Source organism: Paenibacillus alvei DSM 29, from assembly GCF_000293805.1.
Lineage (GTDB): Bacteria > Bacillota > Bacilli > Paenibacillales > Paenibacillaceae > Paenibacillus_B > Paenibacillus_B alvei.
In genome coordinates, this window is record NZ_AMBZ01000005.1 from 460,770 (window position 1) to 486,517 (window position 25,748).

General features: G+C 47.8%; 40 protein-coding genes. 2 read left to right on the forward strand and 38 right to left on the reverse strand.

What is annotated here, in order from left to right:
- Positions 1–7: 7 nt before the first annotated feature.
- Positions 8–190: a hypothetical protein gene (locus PAV_RS19030; RefSeq protein WP_005543767.1), complete on the reverse strand. Its 183-nt coding sequence runs from the start codon at positions 188–190 to the stop codon at positions 8–10.
- Positions 191–634: 444 nt separating this feature from the next.
- Entirely contained in the window at positions 635–859 is a 225-nt protein-coding gene (locus tag PAV_RS19035) for a helix-turn-helix domain-containing protein (protein WP_005543769.1), read from the reverse strand.
- A 159-nt stretch (positions 860–1,018) separates the two neighbouring features.
- On the opposite strand from PAV_RS19035, the gene PAV_RS19040 reads away from it, so the two are divergent.
- Positions 1,019–1,228, forward strand: a complete 210-nt coding sequence (locus PAV_RS19040) for a hypothetical protein (protein WP_005543770.1) — start codon at positions 1,019–1,021, stop codon at positions 1,226–1,228.
- A gap of 150 nt (positions 1,229–1,378) precedes the next feature.
- Positions 1,379–1,708 (forward strand): hypothetical protein, encoded by a 330-nt coding sequence (locus tag PAV_RS19045; protein WP_005543772.1) that lies wholly within the window; start codon positions 1,379–1,381, stop codon positions 1,706–1,708.
- A 202-nt stretch (positions 1,709–1,910) separates the two neighbouring features.
- On the opposite strand, the gene PAV_RS19050 is transcribed toward PAV_RS19045, so the two are convergent.
- The 36 genes from PAV_RS19050 to PAV_RS19215 form a co-directional block, all read right to left on the reverse strand.
- Entirely contained in the window at positions 1,911–3,227 is a 1,317-nt protein-coding gene (locus PAV_RS19050) for an N-acetylmuramoyl-L-alanine amidase (RefSeq protein WP_005549069.1), read from the reverse strand.
- Entirely contained in the window at positions 3,220–3,498 is a 279-nt protein-coding gene (locus PAV_RS19055; RefSeq protein WP_005543776.1) for a phage holin family protein, read from the reverse strand. The genes PAV_RS19050 and PAV_RS19055 overlap by 8 nt, the downstream gene beginning before the upstream one ends.
- A 13-nt stretch (positions 3,499–3,511) precedes the next feature.
- Entirely contained in the window at positions 3,512–3,763 is a 252-nt protein-coding gene (locus PAV_RS19060; RefSeq protein WP_005543778.1) for a hemolysin XhlA family protein, read from the reverse strand.
- A 79-nt stretch (positions 3,764–3,842) separates the two neighbouring features.
- Positions 3,843–3,998: an XkdX family protein gene (locus PAV_RS33630; RefSeq protein ID WP_005543780.1), complete on the reverse strand. Its 156-nt coding sequence runs from the start codon at positions 3,996–3,998 to the stop codon at positions 3,843–3,845.
- A 1-nt stretch (position 3,999) separates the two neighbouring features.
- Positions 4,000–4,365: a hypothetical protein gene (locus tag PAV_RS19065; protein ID WP_005543781.1), complete on the reverse strand. Its 366-nt coding sequence runs from the start codon at positions 4,363–4,365 to the stop codon at positions 4,000–4,002.
- A gap of 67 nt (positions 4,366–4,432) precedes the next feature.
- On the reverse strand, positions 4,433–5,749 hold the full coding sequence (locus PAV_RS32510) for a tail fiber protein (protein ID WP_005543784.1): 1,317 nt from the start codon (positions 5,747–5,749) through the stop codon (positions 4,433–4,435).
- Between the two features lie 3 nt (positions 5,750–5,752).
- On the reverse strand, positions 5,753–6,316 hold the full coding sequence (locus PAV_RS19080; RefSeq protein WP_005543786.1) for a phage tail protein I: 564 nt from the start codon (positions 6,314–6,316) through the stop codon (positions 5,753–5,755).
- Complete coding sequence (locus PAV_RS19085; protein WP_157266567.1) at positions 6,309–7,361, reverse strand: baseplate assembly protein; 1,053 nt, start codon at positions 7,359–7,361, stop codon at positions 6,309–6,311. Before PAV_RS19085 ends, PAV_RS19080 begins: the two co-directional genes overlap by 8 nt.
- 52 nt (positions 7,362–7,413) lie before the next feature.
- Positions 7,414–7,716: a GPW/gp25 family protein gene (locus tag PAV_RS19090; RefSeq protein WP_005543790.1), complete on the reverse strand. Its 303-nt coding sequence runs from the start codon at positions 7,714–7,716 to the stop codon at positions 7,414–7,416.
- A complete protein-coding gene (locus tag PAV_RS19095) occupies positions 7,713–8,105 on the reverse strand; it encodes a phage tail protein (RefSeq protein ID WP_005543792.1) in 393 nt (130 codons plus the stop codon). The genes PAV_RS19090 and PAV_RS19095 overlap by 4 nt, the downstream gene beginning before the upstream one ends.
- A complete protein-coding gene (locus tag PAV_RS32515) occupies positions 8,102–8,581 on the reverse strand; it encodes a hypothetical protein (RefSeq protein ID WP_005543794.1) in 480 nt (159 codons plus the stop codon). The genes PAV_RS19095 and PAV_RS32515 overlap by 4 nt, the downstream gene beginning before the upstream one ends.
- Before the next feature lie 2 nt (positions 8,582–8,583).
- Positions 8,584–8,928, reverse strand: coding sequence for an XkdQ/YqbQ family protein (locus tag PAV_RS37705; protein ID WP_420798651.1), 345 nt, complete (start codon positions 8,926–8,928; stop codon positions 8,584–8,586).
- The gene (locus PAV_RS19105; protein WP_005543796.1) at positions 8,838–9,596 is read right to left on the reverse strand and encodes a phage late control D family protein; all 759 of its coding nucleotides are present in this window, start codon (positions 9,594–9,596) and stop codon (positions 8,838–8,840) included. Before PAV_RS19105 ends, PAV_RS37705 begins: the two co-directional genes overlap by 91 nt.
- Entirely contained in the window at positions 9,593–9,808 is a 216-nt protein-coding gene (locus PAV_RS19110) for a tail protein X (RefSeq protein ID WP_202950498.1), read from the reverse strand. Before PAV_RS19110 ends, PAV_RS19105 begins: the two co-directional genes overlap by 4 nt.
- Positions 9,792–10,493 carry a lysozyme family protein gene (locus PAV_RS19115; RefSeq protein ID WP_005543800.1) on the reverse strand — a complete coding sequence of 234 codons (702 nt, stop codon included), beginning with the start codon at positions 10,491–10,493 and terminating at the stop codon, positions 9,792–9,794. Before PAV_RS19115 ends, PAV_RS19110 begins: the two co-directional genes overlap by 17 nt.
- Positions 10,490–12,691, reverse strand: a complete 2,202-nt coding sequence (locus PAV_RS19120) for a phage tail tape measure protein (protein WP_005543801.1) — start codon at positions 12,689–12,691, stop codon at positions 10,490–10,492. Before PAV_RS19120 ends, PAV_RS19115 begins: the two co-directional genes overlap by 4 nt.
- Positions 12,692–12,839: 148 nt before the next feature.
- Positions 12,840–13,136 carry a phage tail assembly protein gene (locus tag PAV_RS19125; RefSeq protein WP_005543803.1) on the reverse strand — a complete coding sequence of 99 codons (297 nt, stop codon included), beginning with the start codon at positions 13,134–13,136 and terminating at the stop codon, positions 12,840–12,842.
- Positions 13,137–13,150: 14 nt separating this feature from the next.
- A complete protein-coding gene (locus PAV_RS19130; RefSeq protein ID WP_005543805.1) occupies positions 13,151–13,675 on the reverse strand; it encodes a phage major tail tube protein in 525 nt (174 codons plus the stop codon).
- A 16-nt stretch (positions 13,676–13,691) separates the two neighbouring features.
- The gene (locus PAV_RS19135) at positions 13,692–14,987 is read right to left on the reverse strand and encodes a phage tail sheath family protein (RefSeq protein ID WP_005543807.1); all 1,296 of its coding nucleotides are present in this window, start codon (positions 14,985–14,987) and stop codon (positions 13,692–13,694) included.
- Positions 14,988–15,089: 102 nt separating this feature from the next.
- Positions 15,090–15,602 (reverse strand): hypothetical protein, encoded by a 513-nt coding sequence (locus PAV_RS32520; protein WP_005543811.1) that lies wholly within the window; start codon positions 15,600–15,602, stop codon positions 15,090–15,092.
- A complete protein-coding gene (locus PAV_RS19145) occupies positions 15,599–16,159 on the reverse strand; it encodes a phage tail protein (protein ID WP_005543813.1) in 561 nt (186 codons plus the stop codon). The genes PAV_RS32520 and PAV_RS19145 overlap by 4 nt, the downstream gene beginning before the upstream one ends.
- Complete coding sequence (locus PAV_RS19150; RefSeq protein ID WP_005543815.1) at positions 16,146–16,490, reverse strand: hypothetical protein; 345 nt, start codon at positions 16,488–16,490, stop codon at positions 16,146–16,148. The genes PAV_RS19145 and PAV_RS19150 overlap by 14 nt, the downstream gene beginning before the upstream one ends.
- Positions 16,487–16,789, reverse strand: a complete 303-nt coding sequence (locus PAV_RS19155; protein WP_005543817.1) for a hypothetical protein — start codon at positions 16,787–16,789, stop codon at positions 16,487–16,489. Before PAV_RS19155 ends, PAV_RS19150 begins: the two co-directional genes overlap by 4 nt.
- Positions 16,790–16,800: 11 nt before the next feature.
- Entirely contained in the window at positions 16,801–18,816 is a 2,016-nt protein-coding gene (locus PAV_RS19160; RefSeq protein WP_005543819.1) for a prohead protease/major capsid protein fusion protein, read from the reverse strand.
- A complete protein-coding gene (locus PAV_RS19165) occupies positions 18,782–20,239 on the reverse strand; it encodes a phage portal protein (protein WP_005543821.1) in 1,458 nt (485 codons plus the stop codon). Before PAV_RS19165 ends, PAV_RS19160 begins: the two co-directional genes overlap by 35 nt.
- Positions 20,240–20,247: 8 nt before the next feature.
- Positions 20,248–20,469 (reverse strand): hypothetical protein, encoded by a 222-nt coding sequence (locus tag PAV_RS19170; protein WP_005543824.1) that lies wholly within the window; start codon positions 20,467–20,469, stop codon positions 20,248–20,250.
- Positions 20,469–22,328 carry a phage terminase large subunit family protein gene (locus PAV_RS19175; RefSeq protein ID WP_005543825.1) on the reverse strand — a complete coding sequence of 620 codons (1,860 nt, stop codon included), beginning with the start codon at positions 22,326–22,328 and terminating at the stop codon, positions 20,469–20,471. Before PAV_RS19175 ends, PAV_RS19170 begins: the two co-directional genes overlap by 1 nt.
- Positions 22,300–22,605 (reverse strand): hypothetical protein, encoded by a 306-nt coding sequence (locus PAV_RS19180; RefSeq protein WP_005543826.1) that lies wholly within the window; start codon positions 22,603–22,605, stop codon positions 22,300–22,302. The genes PAV_RS19175 and PAV_RS19180 overlap by 29 nt, the downstream gene beginning before the upstream one ends.
- The gene (locus PAV_RS19185) at positions 22,602–22,826 is read right to left on the reverse strand and encodes a hypothetical protein (protein WP_005543827.1); all 225 of its coding nucleotides are present in this window, start codon (positions 22,824–22,826) and stop codon (positions 22,602–22,604) included. Before PAV_RS19185 ends, PAV_RS19180 begins: the two co-directional genes overlap by 4 nt.
- 132 nt (positions 22,827–22,958) lie before the next feature.
- Positions 22,959–23,207, reverse strand: coding sequence for a hypothetical protein (locus PAV_RS19190; RefSeq protein WP_005543828.1), 249 nt, complete (start codon positions 23,205–23,207; stop codon positions 22,959–22,961).
- A complete protein-coding gene (locus PAV_RS19195) occupies positions 23,204–23,488 on the reverse strand; it encodes a hypothetical protein (RefSeq protein WP_005543829.1) in 285 nt (94 codons plus the stop codon). Before PAV_RS19195 ends, PAV_RS19190 begins: the two co-directional genes overlap by 4 nt.
- Complete coding sequence (locus PAV_RS34790; protein WP_005543830.1) at positions 23,481–23,645, reverse strand: hypothetical protein; 165 nt, start codon at positions 23,643–23,645, stop codon at positions 23,481–23,483. Before PAV_RS34790 ends, PAV_RS19195 begins: the two co-directional genes overlap by 8 nt.
- A gap of 40 nt (positions 23,646–23,685) precedes the next feature.
- Positions 23,686–23,886: a hypothetical protein gene (locus tag PAV_RS19200; RefSeq protein ID WP_005543831.1), complete on the reverse strand. Its 201-nt coding sequence runs from the start codon at positions 23,884–23,886 to the stop codon at positions 23,686–23,688.
- A 15-nt stretch (positions 23,887–23,901) separates the two neighbouring features.
- Positions 23,902–24,144 carry a hypothetical protein gene (locus tag PAV_RS19205; protein WP_005543832.1) on the reverse strand — a complete coding sequence of 81 codons (243 nt, stop codon included), beginning with the start codon at positions 24,142–24,144 and terminating at the stop codon, positions 23,902–23,904.
- A gap of 51 nt (positions 24,145–24,195) precedes the next feature.
- Positions 24,196–24,951, reverse strand: a complete 756-nt coding sequence (locus tag PAV_RS19210; RefSeq protein WP_005543833.1) for a DNA-methyltransferase — start codon at positions 24,949–24,951, stop codon at positions 24,196–24,198.
- A 224-nt stretch (positions 24,952–25,175) separates the two neighbouring features.
- A complete protein-coding gene (locus PAV_RS19215) occupies positions 25,176–25,691 on the reverse strand; it encodes a hypothetical protein (protein WP_005543834.1) in 516 nt (171 codons plus the stop codon).
- Between the last annotated feature and the right edge of the window lie 57 nt (positions 25,692–25,748).

Here is a 25,748-nt window from a genome sequence, read left to right on the forward strand (position 1 = left end):
ACCTCACTTATTTTTGAATTGTTTCAATTATCTCTTCTACCTTTTGCTTTAATTCAGGCCGACTATCCATATATTCAAGAAACGCCTCTTCTAAAAGATCTTTTTGATCTCTACCCGTCACAAAGGCGGCTGTTCTTAGTCGTGTTATAAAGTCTTCATTAAATCGAAATGCAGCAGGTTTGTTCGCCAACCGGATCACCTCTTTTTATTTTTTAAAGCTTGTAAAGCTGTAAACAAGGCAACCAGCGACACAGCTAGTCCAATAACGGAGATGATAAGGGTAATGGTTTCCATTGGACGGCCTCCTTTACAATTTAGGTATGCAGAGGGTATGATAAGCGTAAGATGATAGGGAGCAGGAGGGGACTTGCGTCCCCGCCTTGCTTGGTTCTTCGGCCTCTTACGTTCGCGGCGTAAGGGGCTTTTACTTTAGACGGCGCTTATCTCGCGCTACTTGGTAATTGACCCAAGCAGTTGCAAGATTGACAACCGCCGTCAGGAAGAGAATAATTGCAATCCCCATCTCTTACCTTCTCCTTTCCGGAGTGCTTAACACACCCTCTATTTAGTATAATATACCATTATCGTATTGCTGTCAATACGTTTTATGATAAAAAGAAACAGAGCCGCTAGGTTATTCCTTTGGCTCTGTTTTTTCTTCTGATACATGATCCAGTATTTCATCTAACCTGCAATCAAGTGCAATACAAAGCTTGTCTAGCGTTTCGAAATGAACCTGTTTTGCTCGACCATGATACAGTTCCGTAACAGTGTTGCGAGCAAGCCCTGTCATATTAACGACATCTGAGATTTTCAATCGCTTTCGCCCCATAACCTCACTCAATTTGTTTGCGATCATGTGCTCACCTCTTTCCAACATAATAGCAATGGTGAACAAAATAATCAATAAGTTGAACATTTTTGTTGACTAGTTGATTAATATGTTCTATATTATGTATAACAAGTTGAACATTTAAATCATCATGTTGATTATTGAAGTTGAAAGGGTGACGACGATATGAGGTTATTTTCGAGCCGAGAAAGCATCCAAGACTTTGTTGAATTGTTCCAAGAATACAAAAAAGACGGCAATTCATTAGAAATTGATGTCGTATACGTATTGACGCTTGCTTGGATTGAATCAATCTTGCTTTTGTGCAACATTGAAGACAATCAAAAATTTTACCGCATCAAAAACTTGATTGAAGCGTCAAGACTTAGCATTTAAGCAAGGAGGCATTTCATGACTTGGGCTGGGTAAAATCCCAGCCCTTCGGGGCGATGGTCGCGGATATCCGCTGAATAATTTTGTGATGGAAAGAGTGTTGTAGTGTAGTAACATATACTGTAAACAGATCAGTGCGAAGGAGTGTAGGAAATGAAAATTGATGTTTATGAGGAACGTTTTGGAAGCAAGTTGGTTGCTATGTTGGTGGCAGACGATGGATCTAAACGTGAATTGGTAAGATCAGAAATAGGCAATGATGATCTGCTGAATAGAATTGAGGCTATGAATTTATCACATCTGACAGTTACATTTCATTGGGCGGCTGATAAGTGTAAGGTGTGTGACGGTACTAAATCGTATGAGCTGGAACAAGGCGGGATTGTTACTCCTGTATCCTGCACTTATTGTGACGATGATGGTAATTGGTTGGGGATTGGAGACAAAGATGCTTGCAGTAATCAGCGACGGCAAAACAATTAAATTTGAGATAGCAGAGTAACCAAACACGAGCCGCAGGGATGCCCTCCCATACAGCTCGTGTTTTTGTGTAGGCACAGCCTAACACGGTTCCACTGTACATCAATCTATATCATTTTGAAATACTAACCTTACGTTGAACTCTGTCCCAACTAGCAACCCGGTATCCCGCTGCCTCTACTACCTCTCTGACAGGGGCAATGGCTCATTCATTTACTACCTGTGTCCCAACAATCTTATTCCCGTTTACCGTCGCTATTTTCTTGATGTTGTCCCATACAAGTTTAGCACCTATTGCTTCGGCCATGTCTCGTATCGGCACTGTAACAAGCCCGTTCGCGAAAGTCCCGGAGGCAATTACTTTTCCATTCAATTCTACCGTTGCGGTTTCTCCTCTAGGTTTTGCGGTTGCAGGCTTTTCCACCGCTGCCACACCGCGCAACTGCGCCAACTTATTTACCAAGTTCGTGCCATATGACGACGAGGGCGCCCACTTCGCACCCAATTCTTCCAATGTCTTCGCCGTACCATGCAGATATGCGAAGTGTCTAGGATCTGGTGTATCCTTTTTCGGGTATCCACTTGCGCCAGCGTACAAGGCCAAATGGTCAAGGTGGGCGGTAATCCCTTCTTTCCAATCTTTGAATCGTTTATGAGCTGATGCCTGGTAATCTCCACCTCCAGCGGTGATTTTCAGGCCACACGGGTTGTGATAGCTGGCGTCTATACCAGCTGCACTTTCCCCCTTTTTATAGAGGTACCCAGTTTCGTGTGCAAACTGCACATAGGCAATGGCTGGATCGATTCCGCCCCGAAGTGGCGCAAGCTGCCAGTATAGATCGGCCAGCTCTACAAATTCATCAGGCGCTTTATTCGCTTTTGCCCAAGCCTTAGCCTGCTCGACCGTAGCAGACGCCGCGCCTAAGATGTTCGTCCCTCTGGCTGCTGGCTGCTGCGCTTTTTTCGGCTGCAGCTTTAAGTAACGCGCCACGCCCGCGACGTGGCCGGATATAATCGCCTCAATAACTTCCGGACGCTTGAGCCGCGCCGCATCTGCCGCGACATCGACAAACAGGTTTTCTGTCAAGACTGCCGGCATGCGCGACTCGCGGCACATGTGCAGATCCTTTTTGCGCTGCCCTCGATCCTTAACACCGAACTGCTGTAGCCGGCTCATGATCTCTGAATGAATAGCATCTTGCAGCGCCGCCGTGGCTGCATCCTTTGTGCCGGAATATGTGTATGACTCAAAGCCTCCTGCGCCGCCCCCGGCGTTACAGTGGACACTGATAAGCACATCAGCTCTAGCAGAATTGGCCTTGTCTGTCCGCTCTTTCAAGGACAAGTAAACATCTGAAGAACGAGTAAGAAGGCATTTAACACCTTCATAATCACGCTCCAAGCGCCGCGCCGCTTCTGTGGCAACGCGTAGCGCAACGTCCTTTTCGACGACTCCATTTCCGCTGCCGCCTGGATCTTTACCGCCGTGGCCGCTATCCCATTCTACAACAACCTCAGTCATTCTTAGCACCACCCTTCTTTGCTTGCTTCACTGTTTGATGCCCAAATACAGCAACAGCACCACACAAAATACCCTGAATTACAGATTCAGCACTAAGCCCAAGGATCGATGTAGTAAATACAATTGCAATCGCTGTTACGAAAAAGATAATTGTCCAGTCTGGTACCAACGGCGTATGTTTCAAAGCAAATCCAATCACCCAACATGCAGCAACAACAACGATTAATGCAGGATTAATCAGTTCAAAAATCATGTTCCATTCTATAGGCATAGTTAAGTACCTCCTAAGTTAATTTAATTGCTGCGACGATTACCGCTACCACAATGCCAATAAATGACCCAGTAACGGTACGCCACAACCACTTTTGATTGTCTTCGATTTTGTTCAGGCGGTGATGAGCTGAATCAGCAGAACTTAACGCTTTAATCGCCATATCTCTGCCATTAATAGCGTCATCCAATTTTTCCTCTATACCGTCGATTTTTGTTTCAACCCGTGTTAGTCGCTGCAATGTTTCAAGCTGTGGATCGGGCATGTCTTCACATCCTTTGTAATAAAATAGCCCCCACGCTGCCGTGAGGGCATAAAAATGGCACCACCTATGCGGTAGCGCCTTATTTTTTCGAATATTCGTCTCCAGTGATGTCCTGATATTGCTCTGGCGTAATCTTGCCATACTCGCAAAACTTGCCGATATACAGCGGATCTTTCAAATCCTTTTTGTAAATCCCCATGTCGTAGTAGCGTTTAATCGTTGCGAACCAATCCATCTTAGATCACTCCTTTTTCAGCTAATTGTAATAGCAATGTTGCGTGGTCTTGCGTGAGCTGCTGGCTTGACGAGTCAATGCCTGCCACCTGCAGCAGCAGCGCCGCATTTTCCTTTTTCAGATTTTCGTTTTCTTTTTGGAGATCCTGAACACGGTTTTCGATGGTGTCAGGCTTTTCATAGTCATAAAAGAGCTGCGCCTTTTTAACATCTACCTTTAGAACTGGAACCATTCCAGAAATGTTAATCGGTTGCGGCATCTCTCCCTCAATTTCGATTCCCAGCGCTTCCATTTGTTTGGGCGTAGGATTAAAATATAACGTCTCGACGCTCAATCCTTCGGATGTTTCTTTGTACACTACGTACATGTTATCCCTCCTTTATGCATATTGTAACAAACAGAAACCCCGTGCCCCTACTACATCGCTCTTCCCCCTATGCCGTTGCAACTATGTGCATCTCTTGCCCAGCAATATGAGAGCTTTGGCCAACTGGCATTATGAAACCGTCACCCGTGATAGTCGGGCTTATAGTAGAGCCGTTTACAGGAGGTAGATGATCTGCATGAACCGCTTCTAAAGGGGTGTAGATAGATGTTTCCGTGTAGACAAAACTACTTCTATTCCCGTCATATGCGCTTCTGAATTGCGGCGCGTAGTTGCCACCAGACCAAAAGTCTATCGCGATGAATTTGGCGCGAAAACCCAAGCCAGTAACTATTACATAATATTCTGGTCTGCCGCTATTTTTATCTACCAAGAAATACGTGTAGTCGGACGATGCTAATTGAATGATGATCGCGCTTGTACGAATCTGTCCAATCTTCCACTCTAATGTCCCCCATTCATCGGCTGCGGATGCTGGAACCCCCTTGGCGTTGATTGCACCCGCGATTCTACCTCTCCACTCAACGCCAGATTGAAAAGCCTCATTCGCTTTGTCCATTGCCGCCTTAACAGCACTTTCTGTTGCAGCTACATTCGTCCGAGTGCCGCTCGTTGCTGTGGATAGCTGTACAATTCCAGCAGCCGATACAGACGCACCCGGTAATCGATCGGCTGCCATAGTACCAGTTGTAATATCGCTTGCATCGTGTTTGTGTGATCCTGCAGCCTTACTGTTCCAATCATCCCGTTCGGCTGCTGTAATGTGCTTCGTCATGTCTTGGACGTGCGCGTTAAGGTCTGTTTTTTTAGCAGCTCCGATCGAATCCGGCGTAATCTTGGTCAAGTCGATGTCCGCGACTTTCTGATCGGTGTATACCTTTGCCCTTGCTTCCGCCGCATCTAAATCATCATGTGATGCCCACACAAGGGATTCGTCTATCCCAGCTGTTACATTGGAAGCATTACCAACGATCGTACTAATGTCGATCGGCTCCTCGATGATGTTTGATCCGCCTTTTGCGGGGATGTAATCAGCCGTCTCACCAGCATTCCCGTAGCAGTAAAGGATTTCACCGACATCAGGATCTTGAGCGAAAATACCGATCTCACGGAGGTAAAAGCCATTTGTTACGTTTTGATTTGACAATACAGTTCCAACTACCGCTCGCCCTCCTGGGCGAGTTTGTAGCTTTAAAACGGGTAGCGTCAAAACTGGATTAATCAATCCGGTAAGGTCTGAAATTGGTCGCCCTCCAAGCTGACCGTCTCCAACACGGAAACGAGTATAGCGCAACTCTGCACCTGTCTGCGCTTTGGCTTGAAGTGCCTTCCCCTTGTTGGTGATCATAAATGTAAAAGCACCCAATGCTTACACCACCTGTTCAATAAATAGTCGTTTCCCTGAGTGATATACGAATCCAAAATTAAGATCCATTGTCCCATTCCTGGTCAACTCGATTTTTTCAAGCCAGCTGCGCGTATTCTTGACCGAGTTAATAGCTGCAAGAAGCTCCTGCGCCCTCTCATTTGTCGCAGCTGGATCGGATGTTGATACTTTGAAGTAACCTGGCTTGCCTCCGTACTCATACCATTCCTCTACACGACCACTGCCGAATATAGTTGTAACAAGTTCGTTCACCGCCGATGGCGTGCCTTTTCGCTTATGCCAGGCTAAGCTATTTTTAACGAGCTCCCGCTTTTGTTCGATGGGAAGTTCCGGATCGTAGAAGTCAACATGAAACTGGTATGCGAGCTCGTCCACCCATTGCTCATTTAGTTGGTCTATATGGTGGAGTATCGCTACGGATGGCATGAGCTGCGTTACTTGCTGCAACTCTGCGTCGATTGCTTCGGCTGCTGCACGCACATTTTCATCCTCCTGTAGATTCGGAGGAACCAAGTCTATAAGCCGGATCTGCCCGATATTAATCATCCTCAATCCCTCCATACGTCACTTTTGGCGCGGTGGCAATGGCGACCTGAGTTTTTTCAATGACTGTATATGCTGGCGAGGTGACGGCTACACGTCTAGCTCCGGCATTCATGGCTAAACGGATAAGTTCCGATGGATTAATATCGCGACCTATGCGCGCTTTTTGCCATTGAATGTATGTCGTGACGGCCTGTTGTACTCGGTTCTGAATACTCGCAGCGTCCGTAGCGTTGAGGCTGTCGATCCAGTACGTCATGTCGATGTCATAGCTGACAGCATCCGGCGCAAGCACCGTCACCTTGTCCGTCAACGGCCTGATCCGGTCGCTGTTACAAGTGGCGTGCACTGCCTGAAGGATGTCCGATGACGGCAGCTCACCGTCCCGCATAAGCACGCGGATTTCTACCTCTGCTGGAGCAGGCGACCATACCAAGACATCCATGATGTCCTTGTTTGCTGATCTCGCCCAATATTGATACGCTCCAGTAGGACCGGCAACTGAGAAACGTTCTGGCGATGTGTATATGCGCTCACGATAGTGGTCGTCATCTTCTCGATCTGTGCCGCCTGCGCTGGTAGTTAAGTTCTTCACTTGATCGATCCAAGGTAGCGGATCAACGAGTGTTGATATCTGACCTGGGATAAAACCATTGCCACCCTGTCCAGGAGTCAGGCAGCGGCATGAAAGATCGATGTGCAGAGCCCCCGGTTTTATTTCACCAACATTGCTCGTTGCAAAAAATATTTCACTACCTGGGCTCACACGCGTACCTGCAGGAATCAATACCGCCTCTGCCAGCGGAACGGACAAATGAAAGCGAACGGTTGTCAGTGCCGGAGAAGCTGCAAGGCGCTCCGTCTCGACCATCGCGCCAAGGTGATCCAGGTAATCGCCCTGAGCGTAGCGAAGAAGGTTTTGCTTGGCGGTCTGATTTATCACCACTCGCTGTTGCACAATGATCTGAGCGATGCTCAAAAGAAAGAGGCGCACCGGATCCGCAGGGTACAGCTTGCGGTTAGTGATCGCCTCATACGTAGTTATCATGTTTTGCACGGTTTTGTTGACGTCAGAATCAACAAACTGTATATCAGGAAGGTCATTCAGTGCCAACGTCTTTCCCCTCCTCTACTATGTTGTAATCCACCAGTGGAAATGCTTTTCCGTTCTCTCCAGTCTTTACAATTACCTTTGTGACCTCTACTCGTGGCTCACATTCCTGAATAGCTTCGGTCACTCGGATCGCAAGCTGCGATTCCAAGAATGGCACAGGCACATCCTGCGGAGTATCAAGTCCAAAATTGCGGAACAAAGGAACAGTACCCAGAACGGTATCGATTATGCATTTTACATTCTGCTCTATTTCTTCAGCTCGTGTGGCTGGATGAAAGTTCGCCTTCATTTCAAGTACTCCTTTAATCGCACATCGATGTCAGCCGTGAGTAAATTACCTTTGGCGTCGATCTTCTCCCATACTTGCTCATGGCTTTCGATTACCCAGCGATACCGTCCAATGGGTAGCCCGCCAATAACTAGCGCATGCGGCTTTGCTTCACGCTGCAACGTAGACAATCGGCTGACTTCCCAACGAACATTGAGTCCAAAAAGATAATCAAATCTCATGGTGAATCCGATATCGTCGAGCCCTGGACCAATGTGCTGCAGTACAGGGCTTTTTCCAAGGACATCGATCTCGGCAAAACGGGATGCGCTTGATCGAGTGAAATTGTCGAACGTCCTGATCTTCGAACTGGTCACTAGGAAGTTGATTGGTCCCAAACTGCCGATCATACAACCGCCCTCCCCAACATTACCGCCGTTAGAGTGCTATCCGGCGGAGCTTCGATGTTGATGCCGCTTCCGGTGTATACAGCCTTGTAGTTGGATATCTGCTGCAGTTGGCCGTTAATTGTGCCTTTCATCCCAATGATAAATGTATCCTCCGACTCCCAACCATCCGGATATTGCACACTGGCGGCCGTACCGCTCACCTTGGCGACGTGGACAGCAGCAGGGGCTGCATCTGGCAGCTGCTCACCCTGGATGTAGTAGCAACCACCCAGGCAAAAGCCGTCATTCGTTCCCGTTGAAAGAAACACACAAACGACGCTATCCTTTACCTTCGGCATCATGGTCACGCCTGGCGGCATGATTACAGGGAGCTGAGCGGATACAGCGTCATCCTCATCGAAAAAGGACACGCGTACCGCGCCTATATCCGATGATACCGCCGTAACCGTTCCTGTTTTAATCGTTCTCTGATTCATAATTACCACCTTAATGCCTTTCTGATTTCCAGGCTTGTTGTATAGCCACCGGAATCAATTTGATGCGTGGCCGAATCGATTATATAGATGCCAGAAAACTGGCCGGAATTTACGATCTTGATCGTGGTTGCCGTCATCAACCTCGGATCGCCTACTAGCGTCAATCGTGCGCGGCCTGCCTCTTTGTTCTTGTCACGAAGCGCATTGCGTGCAACCCTAAGTCCTTCCGCTTCAGAATCAACCTGCTGATTCAGTTTTAAGATAGGTCCATTCTGTGGGGCTCCTGGTGCTCGATACGTAGCGGATATGGTTTTCTTTTCTTGGGCGTCGTGTACGCCACCTGACAAGCAACATATCTGGTATTGCTACTTGCCCAGCGGAATGAGTAATCCGCTACCTGGCCACCGTAAAGGTCTATGTCGAGAAGAGGCGGTTTCTTCTCGTATGTCGCTACGTCAAACAACACGAGCATTCCATTTGCCACCTTGATAGCGACGCCTTCCTTCGCAGCCTGTGCATACAAAAATGCGGTATCCGTCTGTTCCGTTTGGTCGATACGGTCGTAAGTCGGGTTAAATCCGACATCATACTTTAACTTTAGGCCGCCACGCTTTGCCACGTCTTCCGCGATGCGCTTCAACGTGACCTTTTCCCATACCTTCGTCCGCTTCGTTTGCTTGATCTCCGCAGCAGCTGGATGCGACGTTGCTCGAATGGTAACGAGAGAGGGCGGTCCCGTAACCTCCAGCTCGTCCAGATAGAACTTGCCTAGCTTGAACTTCTTAACAACGCCTGAGCCGAGTTGATCCGTCGTCTCGATAGCAACCTCAATCGCGTCCCCTTCTTTCGGTGCCCAGGAAGCGATCCACTGGCCGGCGCGATCCTCGATAACAAGAGAAAGATCGTCCAGCTCTCCGCTCGTGCCGTCGGTGTATGTCGCTGAGACGATCTTTCCTGTGAATATCTTCGTAACTTGTTTCCCATTGTATGTTACATGGACGACTGTCTTTCTCATTCAACATCCCTCCAAGGCGGAAGATCGGCGTCCACTTCTGGCTGCGGCTCCGGGATCAGAAGCTCGACGCCAGAACCAAAAACGACGGTCTCAATGTGGCCGGAATTGGCCTGCATCAGTACCGTCATTTGCAACTCGCTGCCCATCTGCTGCAGCGCTATAATATCCCAAGTGTCTCCCTGGGTGGTTACATATTTACGCAAGTCTGACACGTCCTTTCTGGCGAGTAGCTTCCTGCACAGCAGCAAGTATGTTGCTCTTGTATTGCTCCATCTTGCGCTCTAATTCTGCTAGCGTTGAGTCATCAACACTGCCCTGTACGTTTACAACAAAATCACCTATAGAAATATTAGCAGGGCTAGTTTGTGGAGCTGACACACCAGAACCCTGCAGTTTTGCTTTCAGGCCGCCAGAAGCATAATCCCGAACACCTAATGCCTTGCCAACCTTATCATACAAGGACAACGCCTGATTTCGCTTGTTAGCTGCCAATGGAATAAATGCTTCAGGTCCTTTCTCAGCAAATATACCCATGTGGGGACTTGTGGCAATACCACCGTCAGCATATGCCCGAATCCCTCCTGGTGCTGTCGGAACGTTGCGAGAGGATGGAGGTTGAATGTTTGGCGGTACTTGTCCAATTTGCTTAAACAAGGTTGTGATTTCTACCGCCTTCTCACTAGGCAGCCCGTCAAGTTTTTGAGCAAACTCATTGACTTTTTTAATGACTGCTTCTGTCTTAGCCTTCTGTTCCGTTGTGAGCTGATTATATTTTTTAGCCGCCTCTTCAAGCGGCATGTCTAGCCCTTCCTCAATCGTAGTTAATTCCTTGAAATTAGTAAAAGCCGCTGCCGCCGTATCGGAAAGCTCCTTCACGATTTGCTCGGCTTCCTTCATTTTTTCAGTAGCTTCTTCGGTTTTTTATTTACATTTTTGAGGGTATCCTGAAGAGCTTCCGCACTTGTAGAAACACCCGTAGACAACCCAGTCTTTTCATTCAATTCTGCATTTATTTGCTTAAATAGCCTGTCTTCTTCTTCTTTGCTGATTTTCCCAGAATCTCTATCGGCGTTTACTTTTTGCGCTCTATCTCTTAACTCGGTTATTGTTTTAGCGTTGTTTACACTCGTGATCCGTTCCCGCTCCCACTTCTTCTGATCCCCGACTGCTTCCTGATACCGCTCTTTCTGCTCGGGCATTTTTGCCTGTGCCTCATTCACAGCGGCCTGCAAGTCAATCTTGGCAGATTGCTGCTTCAAGGAAAGCCTATCTCGCTCCAATCCAGCTTGCTCTCGCAGTTTACCACTCTTTGCATCCTCGGCTTTCAGGATCTCCGGATTCATATCGATAAGCTGCCGTTCAACCTTTCTCAACTTCTCACGAGCAGCTGCTAACTCACTCGCTGGCGCTTTAGCTTGATCGATTTTAAGCTTCAACCGATCGTATTCAGCCAGGAGCTGTTCCATCCTCTTGAGTTGTCCATCAGCTTGCTTGTAGTTCCCTAAGGCTGTTTCCATCTTCTTTCCAAGCTGAACAAGGTCTTCCCTAGCTCGTCGGCTACGTGTGGAAATAAGGTAAATGCCACCGGCAATAGCTCCGGTTGCCGCCATAGCCCAACCCACTGGACCAGATAGGAGACGAACAGCAACACTGAATCCACCTACAGCACGAGTCAGAGCAATCACGCCGCGCGTTACCTTTGTAATTGGATAGGCCGCTAACGCTATCCCGCCAAGTACCATAGTGGCTTTACCGTGCTTACTTGCGATTTCGGTTCCTAGATCGGCCAACTTCTTGAGCGTCGGACTCAGTACCTTCATACCAGTTATCTGCAGCGTCTCCATAGCACTTCGGAACAACTCGACCGAACCTTTCGCATTGTCCAGGCGTGTTGTGGCCACGTCCAGAGCTGTGACGCGTGATGCCTCAGCGTAGAAGTCCCGGACACCTTGTGCACTCTCTTTATAGAGAATGTTCGCGGCACGAACAGCATCCGTTCCGAACATCGTTTTCAAAGCAACTTGCCGCTGCTGATTCGTTAAGCCTTTGAGTGCTTTGTTCAGCTCGCCAGAAATGATTTCAAGGTTTTGCATATTTCCAGCTGAATCGTAGAACACGGATGACATTGCACCAGCGTTAAAGGCCATCTCTCGGAATGATTTATTGGCCTTGTCGCTTCCTACTTTAGCGCCTGCAACTTTAGCCGAGTATTTCATAAATGAATCAACAATGTCCTTCGTCGCTGTAGATGCAGGCTTTACGCCTTGGGATTGCAAGAACTGCAAGGCCTTGGTTGCGTCGAAGGTCATCAAACCAAGTCGTTCGAACTCGCCTATAGCATCAGCTGTAACTGGCGTAAGGTTCAAGAGCATAGTTTTCAGCGACGTACCAGCATCCGATCCTTTTAAGCCGTTGTTAGCGAAGAGCCCAAGCGCGGCATTCGTGTCGTCAAAGCCTAAACCAACACCGGATGCAACAGCTGAGGCCTGCGAAAGCGCCATTTTGAGCTCCATGACGTTTGTCGCGGAGGCGTTCGCCGTACCTGCGAGCATGTCTGCTGCATGGGATGCTTCCATGGCGTCGCTTCTGAATGCGTTCATGGCCGTGGACATGATCTCTGCAGCGTCAGCCAACTCCAAGTTACCTGCAGCAGCAAGGTTGAGTGCCGCTTCAATGCCACCGCCTTTGATCTTGTCGATCGATAGGCCAGCTTTTACGAGCTCTTCAATGCCTTGGGCAGACTCTAATGCGCTATACTTTGTCTTTGCTCCCATGTCCAGCGCTAGCTGTTCGATCTCGCCCATCTGAGACTTTGCGATACCGCTGACAGCTTGGATACTTGAAATTTGCTGTTCAAAGTCGATTGCCTTTTTGAAACTGGCCATTGCGAAAGCACCAGCTCCAATACCCGCAGCAGTTCTGGTCATTTTGGACTTGAGCTCATCAAGCGTATTGGCTTGCTTCCTCATGCCCTTATCTACTTTTTGCGTCTGGTTGTAGAGCTTTTGCATCTCTGCCCCAGCTCCTCCCATAGAACGCAAAAAGGAGGCCTGCAACTGGCCTCCCAAACGGTACGCTATTTCATATGTTTTCATCGGCTTTCACCGCCTATATCCTCGGATATGCCTACCCACTCCTGGAGCTCATCCAGCGGTAACGATAGCCAGTACGAGATGGGGGAATGAAAGTGAACAGAAAGAACGGCCGCCCGTTCCCGGAGCAGCCGTGTTAAACTAGTTCCCTCTATTCGTCCCCCAAAATAAAAACTTGTACCAGGCGTGTTACTTCCGCCGCATCCTTAAGCCCCAAGGATAGAATTAGCTCTGGTGGACACTTGGCTGCTAGAGCTGCAATGTACGCTTGCATTTCTTTCATTAGCTCCTTCAAATTGGCCATTTCGTTACCAGGAACAGAACGAACATATTGCCGTTCTGCAGTAATTAGATCCTGGCCTGTCAAGGACTCAAAATCGAGAGTCAGTTCTGTAACTTCCTTACCTTCAAACGTGATAGGCTTTTTTAGCTTGTAGACTTGTGCCATCGTCAATTCCTCCCTTACAGTCCTAGCATCCGGCGCCGGTTTTCGCTCCAGTCTCGACCGTTGACTTTGTAGATATTGTTCAACTTATCAACTTCGAAAAGAACCTTGTCGTCTTCTTCCGATTTTATATATAACACCTCTAGCTCGGTCGAAGCGTCCATCGTTGCCAAATTGTCTGCCTGACCCATATCAAAGTTTTTGGTGAAACACTTAACAGTGATTTTTTTACCAACGTCGAAGTAGTTAATTTTTGTCTTATCGAAACGCTGGATGACTGATCTAAAAGTAATAAGATGCGCCACCGGCTCCATGAGGATAACAGCTGCTGGTTCCGGAGCGGTACGCCATTTGAAACTCATTGTCATGGAGCTAAAATATCCCGGCGTGATGCTTTCAAATTCACCGCCGATACCTGCACCTTTAATCTGAGTCGTGATCCCTTGTAAGTTCGGAAGCTGCACAGTAGCTGTTCCTAAATAAAGATCCGAGTCCTTGAAGACGCTGTATTCTATCAATTTTTCGTCAATCTGATTACGCATATCGTTCCCTCCTTAATTAGCCTGCCAAGGCCTTCAAGTAATTAGTATCGAATTGCAGCGTGAACTCGATATCCTCCGCAATTGGTGTTAATCCTACGAAAATCTTAAATCGAATAATTCCATTCAACAGGGCGGATTCCGGATTCTCAGTCGGATCGTATTCGATTCGGCCGCCGAGAATTGCGCCTGCAGATACCAGACCGTTAAATTTAATACCGATTTTGTCGACAATCATCTGTATGAAATTGCGATTTACTTGACGATCGACATCCTCGAACGTGTCCGTAATCACAAAATTGTTGATCCAATACATAGTTCGCTTTGAAGCGAGCATGTTGTCTTTCATGTCCTTATTTGCAGGGAATGCACTGGTTCTATTGCCCCACAATACGAACCCGTTAACAAACCTCATTGCTGTAGCGATACCTTGCTCATTCAACTTGTTAGCCTGATCAATTCCTAGCAGCACAGTTTTTCCATCTGCAAGCACGCAGCCGTCTGCAACCATTTGACGGTTTGATGGAGATGCTGTTGGGATACCCCCATTGGCGGTGTCCATCTGCCCGATGATGCCCGCGACATGCGTACTCATGTGGTACTGGAGGCCGTTGCGCACCACTTTCGGCCAGCACACGTATGTGCCCGGATCGTTTGCCTTTTTCCCTTCGATGGCAGCTGTAATCGTTTTGGCCGCATTCGTATCGATGTCAATCAGTGTTATTGCCTTGAAAATGCCGTTGATGTTCTGTGCCTTTGATGCCATTGCATCGGCAACTATCGGATCCGTACTAAATTTCGGCGCAAGAACCAACTTAGGGACATCGCCCAAAAGTGGCATCATGATATCTAGGAGTTCCAGGCCTGTCCGAGTGTCATCCGTAGCTACCCCTATAATGTCTGTACTCTTGACCTTGCTGACATCTGGCATATCGCAAGTGAGTGTCAATCCAGTTACAGGTAACTTTACACTGGATCCGGATGGAATTGTGATAACCAGGTAACCGTCTTCGTTCAGTGATGCCTCGTAATCTTTGCCCTTTGCTAGATCGGCTTGGTCTTTGAGAGAAACGGATTCAAGGATTGGATACAGAATAGCCGTCTCCGTTTCCGGCTTAGATAGGTCAATTGTGGCTGTGTTGCTCTTCTTGGCCTTTGTCATGTCCATCACATTCACGAAAATAGCGTCGCGTTGCTTGTACAGTGTAAAATGCGATTCCATAGCCTCATGAAGTGTATAGCTATCGAAGTCAATCGAGTAACCAAAAATGGTCTTTGCCTCAGCTCTTGACGATAAGCGAACCGGTTCATTCACCGGTCCTTTTGGCGCAGTGCCAAAAAAACAGGCAACGACGTTGATACTGTCGTGCCTGTTACTGGTGTATCCTTCTCGCGAACTCGCGAGCCGTGAAAAAAATCAGCCATATGCTTTTATCGCTCCTTTTTCGTCGATTATATTGGGTAGATCCCATTGTGTGATAGCTGTGCCAAGGAAATACGGATACGGCTGTTCCTCCGGAATTGTCCATTCATATTCTGGACGTATCCGGAACCGTCCACCAATGACTGGCTGACGGAGCAGTTCAGTCTCTACATACTCCATTAGATTAATTAGAGCGTACGCTCCGGGGCTCGTGTTCTTGGTACCATTCGGTTCTTCTTCGGCACGGCCAAATACGCCACAAGTGAGTTCTATGGACACGTACCGTTCATCTTTATTACGCTTACCGTGATATGGCCGCACCTCGATAAACGGATAATCCGATTCCCGTCGTTTTTGATCAGGCAGGGGAACGTACCATTCAAACACATTAACTGGCTTGTATTCGCCATCCAGCTCACCTGCTTTTGCGCCTTGGGCTGTATGGTATGTCGCCAACACTTCCCGAAGGTGGTCAGCCAGGTTACGTACTAGCAGTGAAACAGTCAATTAAATCCGGCCTCCTTCATAGCTCGATCCATCTCATGAGTAAGACGTTCTTCAAGCTTCTTTGTCATTTCATTCTGTAGCTTGTCCCGGATCTTTGCTGAGTTGAGCATGATCGGTACACCAGGACCGTACAGCTGCTCGATTGGCAACCTGCTCTTTCCTGTACGGCGATATACGCCCAGGCTGCTGTTTCGCATATTTTGAACAAAAGCCCCGCTTATTGGCTTTTTGTTGCCCCTCTTAACGGCGGCCTTCAAGACTTTTGGTCGTCGCTTAACAGGCCTCGTCGGTGTTGTTTTGAACTTGATGAGCCGTATATTTTGACCTTTCGATTTGAACACGAGCTCATCATTTGTCTGAGTCAATTTCAAGTTACCGTACTTTTTCACGTCGCCAGCTCGGATAAGGTATTCCTTGCGGACTTCCTGTACGGCCACTGTCTGGAGCCGCTGACCGGTTCGTTTGAAAGCCCGGTTAACGGCTTTTGGTGCTTTCTGGGCAAGCTTTTTCACGGCTACTGCTGCCTCTTTAAAGGACTTAGCATCAGATGTAATCATGACCGTTTCGCTCCAATCTTACGGTAACAAGCCCTTTTTCCTCTCCAGCCCCGATGACTATATATTCCTTCTCGTTCACAATCATGGGCTGCCCCTTAACCGGCACAAAGCCAAGATCAGACAGTCGTACATACATCGTCATCATGACGTTGTATACGCCTCGTGGGTCGATGTCGTACCCCCTAGAGATAAGACGCTTGCGCTCGTCGATGGAGTTGTGCGTGATAGTCACACACAACTCCTTGCCGTCGACGATAGCCTTTTCGCCCATCTCGGCTGGATTAACAAAGATGAGCAAGTCATCATTTAAGAAATCATTGAAACTCTTCATTTTTTCTTCTTACCAGTAGCTGGCTCTTCTGGCTCTGGTGCCTCCTGAGCTTCTAGTTCTGGCTCCTCTTCTACCGGTGTTGGTGTCTCGGATGCTTCTGGTTCCTGATGCTCTAGCTCCTCAGCAACAGACTGTTCAACTTCCAGCTGCTCGTCCACTTCTATTTCCTCGGCATGGCCACCTTCGATAAGCAACTTGATGAACTCTTCATCATGAATGTACTCTCGAACGTTATCGCCTCGGGAAAGCAGGTGACCAGCATAGCCAATCGGTGTTTTCGCAATCAGTTTTTTAGTCATGTGGATCCTCCTTATTTACCGGCATTCATGTACAAGCCCCGGCTATCCAGGACTGTAACGCCGTAGTCGAAGTAGATACGGAATTCCATACCGAGACGGTCGAAAGCAACATGTGATTCGAGAGTAGGTTCTTCTTTACCTTGTAAGTAAGTAACCTCAATCGTATCTGCAGCCATTGGATCTGTGGCTAAGTACCACGCTGTTGTACTATATTCATCCAACTCAGCATCAACAATAAGTTGTGTAGCGTTACGGAACACGTTAACTATGCCGCTATTGTTGCTCTCCAAGCCCGCCGGAGAAGCGATAAATTTACTTGCAGCCGTTTCTAATGTAGCTGGGATTAGCATGAACTTAGGCTGAAGGTTAAGAGTAGATAAGCCTCTGATCGCTTTTTGTCGACGCATTGCCGTGCGTGCTTCATCCATAGTTGCCTCATTCGGTACCCCGAGGATGCTAGCAATATTCTTATGATCCGCATGAAACAAATTCTTACCGTCTGAAATAACCGGATTCGCTGCTAGCATCTTATATACAAGTCGGTTTAAACCGCGTTTGGCCGCTGCAACATACGCCCGTGGCACGCGGTTGAGCATGGATAAGTCGTCATTGATGAAAGCTTCACGAGTAAAACCCCAGCGTTTTGAATATGTCAGCACGCTCTTTGTAACCTTCTCGTCCTTCATCGGATCATCAAACGGGATTACTCCATTTTGCGGTGTCTTCTCCAGTTCTCCCGCCTCTGAAATGCGATAGTGCTCGGCTGCCTTAAAATCCGGGTTGCTCCCTCTACTTGTCCATTGTTGGAAAGTCGTAGGCACTTCCTGGTAAGCGTTTGACAATGTTTTCGTTACTGCGTTTGAAACAATGCCTTGGAACGTACTGTCAGGAGACATATTGTTTCCGTCGCGTTTAAGTGCAGTACGCATTAGTTGCTCAGCATCCATACGGTGCGCGTTTGTTACTCCCTCCCGCTGCAAGCAGTCGATGGCGATATCGCGAAGACTCATTCCCCGGAACTCATGTGCTCCTGGTGCCGGACTCGCAACATGAACCCCGGAACGCATCAACAAGCCATCGGAAGCAGCTGCGCGGATCTTGTCTGTTTCTTCTGCAGTTACCTGAATTGTACCCAATGCAGGTGTATGCGGTTGTCTCGTACTGCGCATCTGCTCAAGAATAGCATCCTTTACGGAAGCAACTGTTGATTTATTCCGGATATACTCAGCAGGATCAACGGAGAATTCCCGACATAAGTCCATAATCTCCAATGTACGAGCAAGCTCCGCATCAGTTGCTGCTCTAGCTGCTTCTCCATTAGGTTCTGTTGCTGTTCCAGTCGTTGCGCCTGGCACTCCTCCTGCATCTGGTGCGTGTACAAGCCCCTGAGCTGCAAGGGCAATATGCTTCAATCCTGGCATATGTTTGTCATCTCCTTCATTTATTTGTGGCGCTGGCATCGGCTCAGCGCTTCTACCAACCCCAACCGTTGGATCGGCCGGGGTAGGCTCGATACTAATTTCAAATGGCTGCCACTTCAGAGCCACATATGCCGGTCCTTGATGGCGTCCATTTGCGGACACGCTGCCTGCTTTCACTTCCTCCCAATTGGTTACGCTGTAACCAACAGAAACGCCCTTGATTACGCCTTTAACGACTTTTCGGAATACCTTGTCGGAATCCTCATCATCGTCAAAGCGCACAAGGGCGCGGGCTTTTCTGGTGCTTGCATCCACCCATGACTTTTCTACCGTTCCGATAGGCATTCGTCCATATTTGGCATCGCGACCGTGGGAAAAGAGTAGAACGCCAACATCCTGCAACCGTGATAAATCAACAGCTCCATTGTCATGGCTCAATATTTCATTTCCAAACCATCTGCGGTACGGCTCCTCTGAGCTGAACGACAGTTCGACGGTGCGTTCCTCTTCGTTGATCGTCGATCCGTCGATGCTCCAGGCGCGCGTCAGCTCGCCTGTTTTCGGCCCGCTTCTATGCAGCACCGCCGGAATTGCTATGTTGGTCACCTTTTACACCTCCCATAAGTTTTTGTTCGAGCAGCCGTTCGGCAACGCGCTGCTCGATGACTTCGCGCCAGTCTTCCCCGTTTTCTGCGCAGATGCGGGCTAATGTGGTCTGACTGGTCTCAAGTGCTACCTTGTTGGCTGCGACTTCCCGCGTCGGGTCAATCCAGGCGGAGCCCGATGGGATCCATGCATGTTTGGCAAGCGCCGTGATGTCCGCCTTTGGCGGTACCGGCAGCGCTCCAACAAGAATCTGTGACCCTACAAACTCGTAAAAAATCGGCGTTAGAACCCGGTTCACCAAAGATCGAATATAGCGCTTGTACGTCTTCCGATCCTCTACGACACCTTGCCGGGCACTGGAGTATGTCACATTGCCCAGGTCCCTGCTGATTGCTTCATAGCTCAGCCCTACGCTGGCCCCGATCAGGCGCAGCATGGTCATGACGTGCTGCGCGGTATTCGAGGACTGTCCGGACGGTATGACCGTCTGAACCTCGTCCCCCGGGTTGAGCTCGCCAATCATGCCAGGCTCAAGCGACATGCCATCATATCGCCCCTCAACTGGCTTGATCATATTGTTCAGACGGCCAGCCGGTCCCGCTGGAAGAGCCTTCTTTATGAAGACACTGAGACAAGCCAGTACTCGTTCCTTGATATTCACCGCTTCAAGAAATTCATTTACGTCTTTAACCCGGTTGAGTGATGTCGCCAATTCGGATATTTCCCGGACTTGACGCGGATCTGACTTGTGGTGCCAAAAAATCACGTCTTCTGCCGGAATTCGGACGAATTCACCTTGCACCTGCAATGTTCCCTTGTATTTTTTAAAATAATAGGCAACATGCTTGCCGTGTGCGTTGATCTCCACGCCGTCGATAACCTCGTTCCCCTTTGTCGGCTCGATATTGGTTACGGATAACGTTGTGTCAAGCTCATCCACGGTCCGCAGTTGAATCTTAAACGGGAACCTTTTGTCGTCGGTGAAGGCCTTGTAAATAAAAATCCCGCCGTCAACAATACGGCGGGTTAATATCGTTTCCAGCATCTCCGTAAAGTCTTGAGCAGCTGTGACATCGCAGTTTTCTGCTTTTGTCCAATCCTTCCAAAGCTCTGTAATCTTTTCGGCTGTGTCACCTTCTGCTTTCGACTGCAGAGCAAGGCCCTCTCCGATGACGCCGCGCTGAAAAGCAGCAAGAATGGCCTTGCCGATGTCGCCGTTTCGTTCCATGTCCTGGGCACGGGCCCGGATCAGTTCGCGCTCCATCCTAACGCGCTGCTCATTCCAGCCAGATTGCGGATTCCAGTTGAGCGAGAGGCGGTCAACGCTGCCTGAGTCAAACACGGACATGCCCCGCCGCCAGGCTGCACGCTTGTATGCCCAGCGCGGGGACACGGCGGCAATCATCTTATCCAGTTTGTTCATTTCGTTTGTCACCTCCTCCAGAAGACGGCAGCCGTGAAGATGCCGTCATTATCTATGATCGCGAGCTGCCTTTCGAGCCGGTCCCGCTCCGCAAGAAGTGTCGACAAATCTGCCCGGCGCAAACGCCTATTGTCGATGGTGTACTCCTGACCACCGAACATAACAGCATCAATCGCTTCGTTTATCTTTTTCAAACGTTCTCTGAGCTGTTCCTTTTGCTGGTCATCCATCAGATTCCTCCTTTCACCCAACTACTTCTATGGACAACCGGTCCCGGCCGTATGGGTTTTACCGCAAGATTCGGTTTAGCAACTGGTGGTGCAGGCAGTGCCGCTCGTTTTAGATACCGAATACCCAAGTGATCAGCAGCAAAGGCGGCATAAACCTCACAATCGAGATAGTGGTTATCAGCAGATGTAGTTTTTTTGCGCCATACTTCTATCGTTTTATTGCCTACTTTCTCTTTAACCTTATGTTCGGCAGTTACCTGCGAAGTATAATCCTCGTCGCATCCGTCATAGACTAACCACGCTCCAGGTTTGTCTACTTCTCGATTTATACGATTTGCAATGAAATCCTTGTAGTATGAGGTATCAAGGATAAACAAACTAATACCAAAAAGACCGCGTTCTATGCGGTCTAATGTTGTAAGGGTGTATTTCGTTTTCAGTTCTCCTGATGCACCTTTAACTGCCACAGCCCACTCGCTGTTCATGCTGCAAAACGTGTAAGTATCGTCAGCGTTATAGCCTGAATCAATAGCGCATAACGCTACAAAGTGTTCAATGCTATCTGGTGTATAGTACGGCAAGTTCATAACCTCTTCGATAAAGTCCCAGGTCTCGCAAAAGCCATGACGAACGTTCCAACTTGTCATCCCCTCGCCCCAGGCACGGATCGTGTAATAGAATCTATCTTTCTGGACGTCGACGCCTCCTGTAAGAAGTAACGCATCTGGAGGAACAACACCATCTACATAATCACTTGATCGCTGTGCCAACTCAGAACTATTCATCTTGACTGTCGTTTGTTCCCAAGGCTCAGCCAACCAGCTATTAATAAAGTTCATGAGCAAGTCTGGATCGTTTTTCGATGTTACAAACTCATAGGCAACATCACCAAAACGAAGCCACGGACTATAAATGGCATTAATCCGGAACGATGTCTTACTAGCGAGGCGGTGCTTACCGTCTTCATCTTTCCATTCACCTGCTCGGAGCATTCCGGGCTTGTGCATGTCGCGGATGATTCCAAGGCATTTTTCACATTCATAATAAGCGGTCATTCTGATTTCGTCTGGCGATAGCGTTGAATCGTAGACGATTCCGCCGCCTGTTTTACGCCGTTTAAAGACGAAAGTCTGATAATGTCCACAGTGTGGACAAGGTACAAAGTATTGAAGTTTTACTGAACACCCTTCATGAGCGGACCATATCGGCCCTGAACGTACCGTAGGCGTCGAAGTCTGGACTATCTTACGATTGAATGTGAAAGTCCTAGTACGCTCCCGTGCTAACGCTCTTGGATCTGCTTCTTTTCCCGCATTTTTAGGAAACTTGTCTACCTCGTCCATAAAAAGATACCGGATAGGTCGGGAAGCAAGGGATGCCGGACTGTTGGCACCTGATAATACTACATACATGCCGTCAAGTTGGATCTCAAGCAGTTTACTTTCGTCTGGCCGATGTTTATCAGCAGTTGCCGGACTAAGTTGTATCATAGGTGTGATCCGGTTTTTGCTGGTATACTCGGCAAGCTCCAATGTCGGGTAAACAATTAGTGCTGGATCCGGATCCTGAGCTATTATATACCCCAGCATGTTATTCAACGATTCCGTACCGCCAACCTGCGTGGGCTTGACGAATACGATCTCTTCAACGCGATAATCATTCATCGCGTCCATGATTCCACGTAAATATGGAGTACGATCCGCATTCCATTGACCTGGCTCAGAATTCTTCGAATCCAAGATACGAAACTTGTCTGCCCACTCAGAAACGGTAAGCTTTTCAGGCGGCCGTAGAATTGCTGCAGCCTCTACAATCCACGGCGCAACCTCTTCAATCTGTTGCTTCTTTTTTCGCGTCATAGACGCCCCTCACTGACATTTGCAAGAGCACACCATGCACAACGTCCGCAATGTTTTGTTCAATTTGCCTAGCTTGCTCTGGCGAGACATAGGGAGCGATCTCAGTAGCGACTTTACGGCTAAAACCCGTTAGGCTGCGTCGCAGTATTACAAAGAATCGCTGCAAGTCGCCTATGGCCTCATCGCGACGTATGTACTCGCCGCGCTCAACCTCATTCCTCAATGTAGCTGCCTCGGCTTGTTCTTTCTTCAAAAGCGCTTCATACCGGAGCTTCATTTGTGCAAGTGACTCTTCGCCGTCTTCCGAATCTGCACCCTTTTTTCAGCCATGAATTCAATTACAGCTGTTAGTTCGAACCAACCAGTTTGCACCCGCTCCAATCCTTGTTTTACATAGTTGTTTAGCGTGTTCCGGTGGATACCGAGCACCGTCTGAACGCCCTTTGAGGAAATACATACTTTTCCATCTATACCTTTGAATAACTTCTCGATATCCAACGCAAAACACCTCCTAACATGCACATGCACAATGATTTTTAAATTTCATACTCGGCCGGATTTCGGGGTCGCGAGCACCCGCATAGCCCCCACCCCCCTGGAAAGAACCTACCGCCCGTATAAACTCTGCTGTCATCCTTTCATCCCTAGCCATTCTTTCGGTGATGTCTCTAGCGCCCCTTTGTACATATCGAAAGAGTTCTTTACCTTCGCTTCCCTAATGAACTTAGGTTGTGGACTGTCTCTCAGTAGCTGTTCTCTAAGCTGAAGGTGCTCGATGTTCATCATCGAAACATAAGCAAGTAGTGCAAACTTTAATTCATCGTACTCCGGTTTCCCGCCATGCTTGACCAGCTCAACAATGTCTCCTAACTTCCTCAATGCATCACCTCCGCTCCACGGTTCTTGACCTCTTCTTTAAGAGTTGCAACCATCTCATTCACTTGGCGTTTGAGCTTATCCCTACGTTTTACATGGCCGTTTATAATGGCCTTCTGAATCTGCATTATCTTTTTTCGAATGTTCGCATTTGTAAACGTGTTGTGATAATGCTCGGAACAGTTAGGACAAGTGAAATACACCTCTTCTACGTCATCGTAAAGTACACGGGTCTGAATATCGATATCAAATTCATGCTTGCATTTGTTACATGTGTTATTCACGACTTTCACCCCTCGCTTTATCCAAATGGTATTCAACCATTTTCAAATGCTTATGTGCTGACTTGGCGGCTTCTTCCGCTGTCGGTAGCAGATTGTTTAATTCCTCGACGTTTTTCTGGATGCGTTTAAATAGGTCATCAACACTAATACCTGACATGATATCAACTCCATTTTTCTATACAAAAATATAAGAACAGCTAGCTACTACATTTTGGATTGCCGTTATAGTTCAACAGTTGATTCAAGTACAATACACGTCTCAACAAATCTATCCGTTCCTTTGGGTTTGCACCTGATTCACGTAGTTGTGGCAGCGCGACTTTCAATATGTGATCTCGTTCCTGCGCTATTCTCTTAGCCCCTTCTGGTGTGAGCCAACTCTTATATCTTCGATCCACGTCCAACCCTCCTTATTAATAGATAATTCGTTTTGCATGTTGATCAGGGGCGCAATAATCTTCTGGTTCTCTTACGGCCATCCGATCACGATGAAGTGCGTCCAAAGCATCTTTTATAAACGCTTCTGACACTGTATAGAGAGAAGACGGACGGAATCCAGATTCAATAAGCTGCTCAACTCTTTCCTTGGTTGTTATTTCTCCATTCACAGCTACATACGAACCTGGTTTCAAATCTTTGAGTTCAACGGTTCCCATTGTCGTTCACCCTTTCTGTACAAAATAAAAAGTCGTCGAATAATCAACGACTCATCTCATCACTTCCGCTTTCTCCCCTGTTTCTTGCTCCCAGCGCTTAATGATTGTCAGACAATTCTCTGGTTCCACTTCCATCATGTAACATACACGTTCCGTTTGCTCCGAAGCTATAAGTGTTGTTCCCGAACCACCAAAAAGATCGACAACCATATCGCCTTTGTCGCTCGAATTTTCGATTGCGTCAATCACCATTTGCAGCGGCTTTTCTGCGTTGTGCAATTTCTCGGATAGCTTCCGAATGACCTTATTGTAAAACCACACATTCCCCCGCCCGTTTACCCGACGAGCGCCGCTCTTTTTGTCTTTCATGGCGATTTTATTGATATCTGGTTCCCGATGAAAGAACATCACAAATTCGTGACAATGCGTGTAATGCGATCCTAGCCCGCCACCTCGCGTTTTCACCCATACAATTAGGTTTTTCAAAGGCAAGAAGAGCACATCTGCACTTTTTCGCCATGCCGGATAACTCCGGTAATCGCAACATACATAGATATGCGCAAAGTCTTTCGTGATCGACTTTATCCCACCTAACACCGCACGCATAAATGGTTCGACCATTTTCGTATCTACAATTCCGTTGATCATTCCGTTGCTGCTGCCAAAAGCGGCATATGGCGGATCGGTAAAACACATATCGGCTTGCTGCCCGTCCATCAATTTCGCGACATCCTGAGCAAGGGTGCTGTCTCCACACATTAATCGATGTCGCCCCAATTTAAAAATGCTTCCATGTTTAATTTCCATTTAATCACCCTGTCTAGTCTTGATGTTAACTATGGGCATTGATCGACGAGCACATTCATAAAGTCGCCTATCGCCACCATCCCTTAATGATATGAATAAAAATGCCGCCCCCGAAGGAGCGGCTATATTGAGGATGAGAGATAACATAATTGGATTGCAGTCACTATTTTAAATTATTTCACACTACCATACTAACATCTTATGAATCGTTAAACAGTGGCAATTTAGTCGCACGACTGCCAAACACCGTCAACCCCAAAAAACAGCGCCGTTAATGCATTTGTGGCTGCTTTCAAATCCCTAAAGACTGTACTCCTGTCGCAGGAGTGGCATTCTGCTATTTGATCAGCCGTCTTTTTCTCCTCTGCGATGTACATCTGGTACACAGTTTCATAACGTCTCATATCTTCTGCTCGTCCAGTTGATTCACATAATACTTTATAAACCTTCAACATTTCATCGACGAATTTTACGATTGCTATAGTCCGTTCCTTCGAACGCTTGATTGATTCAATGGACTGATCTTGATCCAACATATCTGCCTGTTCCAGCATATCAATTTCGCTCAACTCGGTTTTAAGATTAGTAGCGTGAACTGCGAAACGACGATAGTTTTTCAGCAGCAGCCTTGTGTTGCGCAAACGTCTATCTCGTTGATTCTTCCGTTGTTTGTCTTGCTCCTTCTGCACAGTCTCTACAGCAACACGTGCGGCGATTTCTGCAACCTCTGCATGGTTCACACTGATTCCTCCTCGTCATCTTCATCATCTGGAATCATGACATTACATTCTTTACAG